Source organism: Protofrankia sp. Cas8, assembly GCF_963555845.1.
Taxonomy (GTDB): Bacteria; Actinomycetota; Actinomycetes; order Frankiales; family Frankiaceae; genus Protofrankia.
On sequence record NZ_CAUVXI010000037.1, the window covers coordinates 23,561 to 33,060 of the forward strand.

At 66.9% G+C, this 9,500-nt stretch carries 8 protein-coding genes and 2 pseudogenes; 7 read left to right on the forward strand and 3 right to left on the reverse strand.

Going from position 1 to position 9,500, the window contains the following annotated elements:
- Positions 1-141: 141 nt before the first annotated feature.
- A pseudogene (locus U9977_RS08305) lies at positions 142-261 on the reverse strand (IS5/IS1182 family transposase); the annotation flags it as partial.
- A 115-nt stretch (positions 262-376) separates the two neighbouring features.
- On the opposite strand from U9977_RS08305, the gene U9977_RS08310 reads away from it, so the two are divergent.
- From U9977_RS08310 to U9977_RS08320, 3 genes are read left to right on the forward strand one after another with little or no spacing between them, the layout of a single operon-like run.
- A complete protein-coding gene (locus tag U9977_RS08310) occupies positions 377-1,306 on the forward strand; it encodes a zinc permease (RefSeq protein WP_322748610.1) in 930 nt (309 codons plus the stop codon).
- A gap of 21 nt (positions 1,307-1,327) precedes the next feature.
- A complete protein-coding gene (locus tag U9977_RS08315) occupies positions 1,328-2,770 on the forward strand; it encodes a 3' terminal RNA ribose 2'-O-methyltransferase Hen1 (RefSeq protein WP_322748611.1) in 1,443 nt (480 codons plus the stop codon).
- Entirely contained in the window at positions 2,767-5,328 is a 2,562-nt protein-coding gene (locus U9977_RS08320) for a polynucleotide kinase-phosphatase (protein WP_322748612.1), read from the forward strand. The genes U9977_RS08315 and U9977_RS08320 overlap by 4 nt, the downstream gene beginning before the upstream one ends.
- Before the next feature lie 150 nt (positions 5,329-5,478).
- On the opposite strand, the gene U9977_RS08325 is transcribed toward U9977_RS08320, so the two are convergent.
- Entirely contained in the window at positions 5,479-6,015 is a 537-nt protein-coding gene (locus U9977_RS08325; protein WP_322748613.1) for a glutathione peroxidase, read from the reverse strand.
- 109 nt (positions 6,016-6,124) lie between these two features.
- Between U9977_RS08325 and U9977_RS08330 the strand changes: the two genes are divergently transcribed.
- The gene (locus U9977_RS08330; RefSeq protein WP_322748614.1) at positions 6,125-6,724 is read left to right on the forward strand and encodes a TetR-like C-terminal domain-containing protein; all 600 of its coding nucleotides are present in this window, start codon (positions 6,125-6,127) and stop codon (positions 6,722-6,724) included.
- Positions 6,725-6,833: 109 nt separating this feature from the next.
- On the opposite strand, the gene U9977_RS08335 is transcribed toward U9977_RS08330, so the two are convergent.
- A complete protein-coding gene (locus tag U9977_RS08335; protein ID WP_322748615.1) occupies positions 6,834-7,409 on the reverse strand; it encodes a YceI family protein in 576 nt (191 codons plus the stop codon).
- A 174-nt stretch (positions 7,410-7,583) separates the two neighbouring features.
- Here U9977_RS08335 and U9977_RS08340 point away from each other — a divergent pair, with 174 nt between their 5' ends.
- From U9977_RS08340 to ahcY, 3 genes and pseudogenes are all read left to right on the forward strand, one after another.
- Positions 7,584-7,751 (forward strand): hypothetical protein, encoded by a 168-nt coding sequence (locus U9977_RS08340; protein ID WP_322748616.1) that lies wholly within the window; start codon positions 7,584-7,586, stop codon positions 7,749-7,751.
- Between the two features lie 21 nt (positions 7,752-7,772).
- Positions 7,773-8,211 (forward strand): annotated as a pseudogene (locus U9977_RS08345) (methionine adenosyltransferase domain-containing protein); the annotation flags it as partial.
- Between the two features lie 12 nt (positions 8,212-8,223).
- A partial coding sequence (ahcY, locus tag U9977_RS08350; protein ID WP_322748617.1) for an adenosylhomocysteinase occupies positions 8,224-9,500 on the forward strand: 1,277 nt, incomplete at its 3' end.

Consider the following 9,500-nt stretch of genomic DNA (forward strand, 5'->3'; position numbering starts at 1 on the left):
CCCGCACGCATCTCGGCCCCACTTCTTGATCCACTCCTTGATCCACTTCCCTCTTGTCGCACGCTCTGTGGGAACGATGTGAATCTGGTGTTGTGGCAGGAGCATCAGATACACATCGTTAAGAGCGCCCGGCAATAGGCGTCACGTGAGACGCCGGGTGGTGGGCCGACCCTCCCAGCGGTAGGCGATCCGGGCCTTCTGGATCAGGCAACGGACAGTGACGAACGCGGCGGCCAGGTACAGGTACAGGTAGAAGTCGACGTCCCGGTACCGCGCCTATTGCCGGGCGCTCTGGGGCTTTTACCGGGAAAAACTTGCTTCCGCGCCAAACTTAGGGCAGCCTCACCTAATCGATTTTTCGTTGGAGGAGGACCTCGTGAGCCTGGCCCGCACGCTGCTGCTCGGCGCGATCGCCGGAGTGACGATTTTGCTCGGCCTGCCGGTGGGGCGGCTGCGACGGCCCGCGCCCACCCTGCGCGCGCTGCTGAACGCCGGCGCCATCGGCGTGTTGCTGTTCCTGGTCTGGGACGTGCTGTCCGCGGCGTGGGAACCCATCGACGAGGCGCTGACCGAGGTACACGCCGAGCATCACGGCCTTGGCCGGGCCATCGGTTACGGCCTGCTGTTCACCGCCGGGATCACGGTCGGTCTGCTGTCGCTCGTGGCCTATGAGCGGTGGATGGGCCGCGCCGTCGGTCAGGGGAGCGCCGCAGCTCACGGCCGCGTTGCCGGCCAGGGAGGCGTTGCAGGCCAGGGAAGCGGTATCGGCCCGGGCACGATGGCCGCGGGGGAGCTGCCCGCCCACCGGCGGATCGACCTGGCAGCCTGGTCGCCCGCGCGACGGTTGGCACTGTTGATCGCGGTCGGGATCGGTCTGCACAACTTCGCCGAGGGTCTGGCCATCGGCCAGTCCGCCGCCGCCGGGGAGGTCGCGCTGGCGACGCTGCTGGTCATCGGCTTCGGCCTGCACAACGCCACCGAAGGTTTCGGGATCGTCGCGCCGCTGGCCAGTGACACCGACAGCGACGGCACCCCCATCCGGCCCGGGTGGGGGTTTCTGTTGGCCATGGGCTTCATCGGTGGTGCCCCGACCTTCATCGGCACCGCTGTCGGGCACAGCTTCACCAGCAAGCCGGTCAGCGTGGCCTTTCTGACCCTGGCGGCCGGGTCGATCCTCTACGTCGTCATCCAACTGATCACCGTGGCGGCGAAGAACCGCCGTCCCGACCTGCTCGCCTACGGCCTCCTGTTCGGCCTCATGGCGGGCTTCGCCACCGACGGCATCCTGGTGGCCGCCGGCTCCTGATCAGCTGGCAGGATCACAGGGGTGCTGCTGACGTTGACGACCACCCACCAGCCGGCAACCGATCTCGGCTTTCTCCTGGTGAAGCATCCAGATCGCGTGCACCGGTTCGATCTGCCGTACGGGACGGCGACGGTCGTGTTCCCGGTGGCGTCGCCGCAGCGGTGTACGGCGGCGTTGGTCCTGGAGGTCGATTCCCAACGGCTGGAACGCGGCCGCGGAGCCGGGCAGCTGAACCGGTATGTCAATGATCGTCCGTACGCGGCGAGCAGTCTGTTGTCAGCGGCGCTGAACCGGGTGTTCCGCACTGCCGCGCGGGGTGAGTCCAAGGATCGCCCGGAGCTGGCCGCGACGGCGATCCCGCTGGAGGTCGGTGTGCCGGCGCTGCGCTGCGAGGGTGGCGTGGCGCTGGCTGCGGCGTTGTTCACGCCGTTGGGTTGGGATGTGATCGGCACGCCGGTGCCGTTGGATCCGGCGTTCCCGCAGTGGGGTGAGAGCCGGTACGTCGATCTGACGCTGTCCGGGACGCTGCGCCTGGCGGATGCGTTGAACCATCTCTATGTGCTGCTGCCGGTGCTTGATGACGCCAAGCATTACTGGGTGGCCCCTGATGAGATCGACACGCTCCTGGCCAAGGGTGACGGCTGGTTGGCCGGACATCCCGAGCGCGGGCTGATCACCAGTCGGTTTCTGGCGCACAGCCGCGTCCTGGCCGGTCAGGCCGAGTCCCGCCTGTCCGAGCTGCTGTCCGACTCCGTTGCGGACTCTGTGGCGGAGCGCGCCGCGGAGGGCGCCGCGGAGGGCGAGGCTGACACCACCGACGAGGATGCGGAGCTGCCGGCGGAGGTCCAGCGCGTGCCGCTGAACGCCCAGCGCCGCGAAGCGGTGCTGACGGTGCTCGCGCAGACGGGCGCGGCACGGGTGCTGGATCTGGGCTGCGGCGCAGGCGCCCTGCTCGGCGACCTGGTGAAAGACCCGCGTTACACCGAGATCGTCGGTGCGGACGTGTCGATTCGGGCGTTGGCGTTGGCGGAGCGCCGGCTGCGGCTGGACGGGTTGCCCGATCGGGCGCGGCAGCGGATCAGACTGATCCAGTCCGCACTGACCTATGTGGACGAGCGGCTGCGGGGCTTTGACGCGGCGGTACTCATGGAGGTCATCGAGCACGTGGACGAGCCACGCCTGCCCGCGTTGTGCCAGGTGGTGTTCGGGCACGCCAACCCGGCGACTGTGATCGTGACGACGCCGAACGTGGAGTACAACGTCCGCTATGAGACGCTGGCTGCGGACACCCACCGGCACAGCGATCATCGTTTCGAGTGGACCCGGGCTCAGTTCGCCGCGTGGGCGTCCTCGGTCGCCGCTCGATTCGGCTACACGGTATCCCTGCGCGGCGTGGGCGACGACGACCCGGAGCTGGGAACGCCGACCCAGCTGGCCCTGTTCACCAAGGACGTGGCGAAGTGACCGTTATCGACATTCCCGAGCTGGCGCTGGTCGTGCTGGTCGGCATCTCCGGGTCGGGTAAGTCGACGTTCGCCCGGCGCCATTTCGCCGCCTCGCAGATACTGTCCAGTGACACGTTCAGGGCGATGGTCGCCGACGACGAAAACGACCAGTCCGCATCCGGCGACGCGTTCGACGTGCTGCACTATGTCGCCGCCAAGCGGCTACGTGCCGGACGTCTCAGCGTCGTGGACGCCACCAATGTGCAGGCGCATGCCCGGGCCGGGTTAATCACGGTCGCCCGGGAACACGATGTGCTGCCGGTGGCGATTGTCCTCGACATCCCGGAATCGGTGTGCTGGGAACGCACCCGGGCCCGTCCGGACCGGGATTTCGGCCGGGATGTGCTCAAGCGCCAGCATCGGGACCTGAGAAGATCCTTGGGTCAGTTGCGGCGGGAGGGCTTCCGGAAAATCCACATTCTCGACGACACCGAGGACGTGGAAATCCGCTACGAGAAGCTGTACAACGACCGCAGCGAGCTGACCGGCCCGTTCGACGTCATCGGTGACGTGCACGGCTGCCGGGATGAGCTCGAAGCGCTCCTGATCAGGCTGGGCTGGGTTTTTACCTCGGATGGCCCGAGCCCGGTGCATCCAGACGGGCGCACGGCGTTGTTCGTGGGCGACCTGGTCGACCGGGGCCCGGACTCACCCGGGGTGCTGCGGCTGGTCATAGACATGATCAGCAGAGGTGTGGCGCTGTGCGTCGCCGGTAATCACGAGGCGAAGCTGCTCAAGTACCTGGCGGGCCGCAAGGTGACTGTCAGCCACGGCCTGGCCGAGACCATCGCCCAGCTGGAGCAGGACCCGATTGACGGGCTTGCGCGTTTTCTCGACGGGTTGATCTCCCATTATGTGCTCGACGGCGGTAATCTCGTCGTCGCGCACGCCGGGTTGAAGGCGGAATATCACGGTCGCGCCTCCGGCCGGGTGCGTTCGTTTGCGATGTACGGCGACACCACCGGCGAGACTGACGAGTACGGGTTGCCGGTACGCTATCCCTGGGCGAACGACTACCGCGGCAAGGCAATGGTCGTCTACGGGCACACCCCGACGGTGACCCTGGAATGGGTGAACAACACCATCTGCCTGGATACCGGGGCCGTGTTCGGCGGCCGGTTGACCGCCCTGCGCTACCCCGAGCGTGAGCTCGTCTCGATTCCGGCGCTACGCCAGTACTACCAGCCGGCACGCCCGCTGACGCCATCCGGGCCGATGACGCCCGGTGCTGTGAATGCCACGGGCGCTGTGAATGCCGTGCACGCTGTCAATGCTGTGCACGCCGGGAACGGCGGGAACGCCGTGAATCTGGCTGACGTGACCGGCCGCCGACATGTGACCACCGACCACGGCACCATCACGATTCCGGCCGAACACGCTGCCGCCGCGCTGGAGGTGATGAGCCGATTCGCGGTGGATCCGCGTTGGCTGCTGTGGTTGCCGCCGACGATGGCGCCGTCATCGACATCCACCGTGGACGGTTGGCTTGAGCATCCGGTTGAGGCGATCGACGATCTGCGGCGGATCGGAACAGCGAAGGTCGTGTGCGAGGAGAAGCACATGGGTTCCCGCGCCGTGGTCCTGGTGTGCCGCGACCAGGCCGCCGCGGCGAAGCGGTTCGTCGACGACGGGGCCACCGGGGTGGTGTACACCCGCACCGGTCGGTCCTTTTTTGACCCGGGACGCACCGAGGAGCTGCTGGGCACGGTTCGTACGGCGATCACCGAGGCCGGGCTGTGGGACGAGTTCGACAGCGACTGGCTGCTGCTGGACTGCGAGTTGCTGCCGTGGTCGGCCAAGGCCGAAAGCCTCATCCGGGCGTACGCGGGCGTGGGTGCCGCGGGCAGGGCAGCCCTGCCCGCGGCCGTGTCCGTCCTGGAGCAGGCAGCCGCCCGTGGCCTGGACGTGACCGCATTGCGCCAGCGGGTGAGTTCGGACCTGACGGCGCTGCACGCGTACACCGCCGCCTACCGGCCCTATGTTTCCCAGGCGCCCGTAACGCTGGCACCGTTCGCGGTGCTCGCGGCGCAAGGAGCCGCCTTCACCGATCGTGATCACGAATGGCAGCTGTCGATCGCCGACCGGCTGGTCGCCGTTGATCCCGTCACCTTCACCCCAACCCGCCGCCTCGTTCTCGACCTGGCCTGCGAAGACGCGACGGCGCGGGCAACGCAATGGTGGCTGGAGCTCACCGCGGCCGGCGCGGAGGGCATGGTCGTCAAGCCCCACGACGGTCTCGCCGCCCATCACGGCAAGGGCCTGGTCCAGCCGGGAATCAAATGCCGGGGACGGGAGTACCTCCGCATCATCTACGGACCGTCCTACACCGAGCCGGCTCAGCTCGCCTCGCTGCGCGAGCGCAGGCTGGGCCGCAAACGCAGCCTTGCCCTGCGCGAGCACACCCTCGGGCTCGCGGCGCTGGCGACGGTGGCGGGCAACGGCCCGTTCCACCGGGTGCACGAGCTGGTGTTCGCGATCCTGGCCTGCGAATCCGAGCCGGTGGATCCACGGCTGTGACACCGCGTACCGGTCTGGCGTAGGTCGAAAAGGCTGCTGTAGCGACCGTTCCTACCTATGGGGTCGGATGACCTATGAGCACCTATGAGTGCCGATGCGAGGTACAGGTCCAGGCCCCACCCCAGGGATCAGCCGGCAGGCCTGGAACCGTCAGGCCAGAACTTTTTCCAGATCGTCCTGGATCTCCTGGGGGGTGATGGTGGGCTCGTAGCGGCGGATCACTGTTCCGTCGCGGTCGGCGAGGAACTTTGTGAAGTTCCACTTGATTTCGTCGGTGCCGATTGTCTCCGGTCGGGTGGCCTTGATGTGGTCGTAGATGCGCCCGGCCGAGGGGCCGAAGTCACCGGGTGCCTGGGTTCGCAGGTAGACGAAGAGGGGGTCGGCGCCCGGGCCGTTGACCTCGATCTTGCGGAAGATCGGAAAGGTGACGTTGAACTGGGTCGAGCAGAATTCCTGGATCTCGGCGTCGGTGCCAGGTTCCTGACCGCCGAACTGGTTGCAGGGAAAACCGATGATCTCCAGGCCGCGGTCGCGGGTGTCGCGGTACAGCGCTTCCAGCCCCTCGTACTGGGGGGTCAGGCCGCACTTACTGGCGACGTTGACGATCAGAACTGCGCGACCGGCGTAGTCGCTGAGCGAACGTGGTGCACCATCGCCGGTCGTGACGGTGAAATCGTGAATGGTCATCGGTGTTTCCTCCATGGTCCGCTCCCTCGATATTTATGCGACCGTGACAGTGACGTTAATCCGTGCCAGCGAATTATGCAACTGCAGGCGTGACCTATATGCTGGGGTGATGGCGGCACTCGGGTCTCGACCGCGGGGCCGCCCCCGCGACGGCTCGGTGGACGCGCGAGTGTTGGCTGCGGCCGTCCAGGAGCTGGCCGACCGGGGGATTGCCGAGTTCTCCGTCACGGCGGTGGCAGCGCGGGCCAAGGCAGCCAAGCGAAGCATCTACGCTCGCTGGCCGGCGCGGGAGGACCTCATCCTGGCCGGGATGTCCACGCTGGCGGCAGGTCTGACCCCGCCGCGCACCGGAACGATCGTCGAGGATCTGGAGACCCTCCTGGCTGGGCTCGCCGCGGTCTTCGTCGAACCCCGGCGCAGCATCCTGCAACGCTGTGTCATGGAGATCGAACAGTTCCCCGAGCTCTACCAGGCGTTCAAACGGGACTCGATCGACCGGTGCCTGGCTGCGATCGAGGATGCTCTGCGCGACGCCGCCACGCGCGGAGAGATCCGCTGCGACGTCAACGCCTCGACAGTCGCCGACGCTCTCATCGGTATCGCGGTACTACGCGCGTCGTTCTCCCTCGACCCGGTGCTACCGGTGTCCATGCGCGAAGAGATCGTGCGCCTTCTCCTCGACGGTCTGCGCCCACGCCACAACGGTTGAGGATGGTCACCACCGTTCGGCGCCCAGGCGACCACCTGTGGGTTGTCGTCGTCTTGCGGGAGGCCGCCTGGATCACCGCATGCATCGACCAAGATCCATCAGGCAGGCCCTAGTGGTCGGCCTTACGGAAGTGGGCGTTCACCACGATCCGGTTGCTCATCGAGGCCATCTTCATCGGACTCCATCCCATCCCGAAGTGGGACCGGTCGACCTCCAGCTCCGCCTCGATGGTCACGGCGTCGGCGGTCGCGTCGGTAACCGTTGCGGTGAACGGCAGGGGGTGACGCTGCCCGCGGACCGTGAGCACACCCAGGACCTCGACCCGCTTCCCGTCGAGCGGCGAGATGCGGTCCACCGAGTAGGTGATCGTGGAGTACTGCGCGACGTCGAAGAAGTCCTTCGAGCGGAGATGGATGTCACGTTTTTTGTTTTTTGTGTCGAGGGATGCCGCTTGGATGGTGATCTCTCCGGTGACTGTGCCGCTGGGGCTGATCGAGCCCGTGGCGCTCACGGCGGTGAACTGACCGTGTATTTTCGCCATCCCCCACATGCTGGCGGAGTGGAACTCCACCCGGCTTACGGCCGGGTCCAGCGTCCAGGTGCCGGCTGCCGAACCGCCGGCCACGAAGGCGGCGACCGGCTGGCCGCCGGCCGGTGCGGGGGTGGGTCGTTTTGCTGTAGCCACTGTTCGTCCTCCTGAAATTGTGATCTTCATGCGGGCAGGTACCGCAACCGCACAAGGTTGGCTCTATTTACTTTGGAAACCCGAACACTTCGTATGTACGAAGAGATTACGGCGGGATACATGAAGCGTCAAGCACGGTCGCGGTGACAGCACGAGTGCACGGTGCCGGAGGGGATGCTCCTGCTCCTGCAGGAGGATCCGCTGACCGTCGGGTGCCTCGCCGGGCGGCTCGGTCTCACGCTGGCCACCGCGAGCGGGATCGTCGCTGAACTGGAGCGGGCCAGCTTCGTCAAGGCGATGGACCTGCTCGAGGCAGAGCTGGCGACTACCTCGAAGGAGTGAGAGCGTCCGGCCAGTGCGCGGTGTACCCTGGCTGGCCGCGCACCCGGTGGTGGTCGAGTTTCGGCTTCCCTCGGCGGGTTCGCCCGGCACGGCGGTCGTGCATTCTCGGGTAAGGATCCGTCTAAGGTGGACCGGTCCCGCGGCGTATGCGGCACGCTACGTGGCGAAGAACGTCGTGGCCGCCGGGCTCGCGGCACGTGCGGAGGTACAGGTTGCGGACGCGATCGGGGTGGTACGCCCGGTTCCCGTGCTCGTCGAGACCTTCGGTACCGAGCGGGTGGCCCGCAGGCTCATCGAAAAGCTGGTGGCCGAGCACTTCGGCCGCACCGACGTCGACCTACCGTGGGAGCGCACCGACCGGGCGGCCGCGCTGCGCGACGCCGCCGGCCTGACCACCACCGACAGCACGTCCACCACCGACAGCAAGAGCACCACCGACAGCACGTCCACCATGGCCTGAGAGGGAACCTGCATGACCACCATGACGACACCGGAAATCTATCGCAGCCGCAACGGCATTTCCTTTGCCGTCGCCGACCTCGGACTCGCCGAGTTCGGGCGCAAGGAGATCCGGCTCGCCGAGCACGAGATGCCCGGCCTGATGGCGCTGCGCCGTGAATATGCCGAGGCTCGCCCACTGCACGGCGCCCGCATCGCCGGTTCGCTGCACATGACCGTGCAGACCGCCGTGCTGATCGAGACCCTGGTCGCCCTCGGCGCGCAGGTACGCTGGGTCTCCTGCAACATCTTCTCCACCCAGGACCATGCCGCCGCCGCAGCCGTCGTCGGACCGGACGGGACGCCCCAGGAGCCGACGGGTGTGCCGGTCTTCGCATGGAAGGGCGAAACCCTCGAAGAGTACTGGTGGTGCACCGAGCAACTGTTCACCTTCACCGCCGACGACGGCGAACCGGTCGGCCCCAACATGATTCTCGACGACGGCGGGGACGCGACCCTGCTGGTCCACAAGGGAGTCGAGTTCGAGAAGGCGGGCGCGGTCCCCACGGTCGGCGACGATGATCTGACAGTGTCCGACGAGTACCGCATAATCCTCGAGACACTGCGCCGCTCGCTGGCCACCGCGCCTGGGATGTGGACAGGCATCGCAGCCGGCATCCGTGGCGTCACCGAGGAGACCACGACCGGGGTCCACCGGCTCTACCAGCTCGCCGCGCGGGGGGAGTTGCTGTTCCCGGCAATCAATGTCAACGACTCGGTGACGAAGAGCAAGTTCGACAACAAGTACGGCATCAGGCACTCGCTGATCGACGGCCTCAACCGGGCTACCGATGTGCTGATCGGCGGCAAGGTCGCGGTCGTCTGCGGCTACGGCGACGTCGGTAAGGGCTCGGCCGAGGCGCTCGCCGGCCAGGGTGCGCGCGTCATCATCACGGAGATCGACCCGATCTGCGCACTGCAGGCACTGCTGGAGGGCTATCAGGTCGCCCGGCTCGACGACGTCGTCGACAAGGCGGATATCGTCATCACCACCACGGGCAACAAGAGCATCGTCACCGCCGAACACATGGCGCGGATGAAGCACCAGGCGATCCTGGGCAACGTCGGTCACTTCGACAACGAGATCGACATGGACGGCCTCGCCCGCATCGTCGGCATTCGCAAGGTCACCATCAAGCCCCAGGTCGACGAGTGGGTCTTCCCGGATGGGCACACGATCATCGTGCTGTCCGAGGGCAGGCTCATGAACCTGGGCAACGCCACCGGTCACCCTTCGTTCGTGATGAGTAA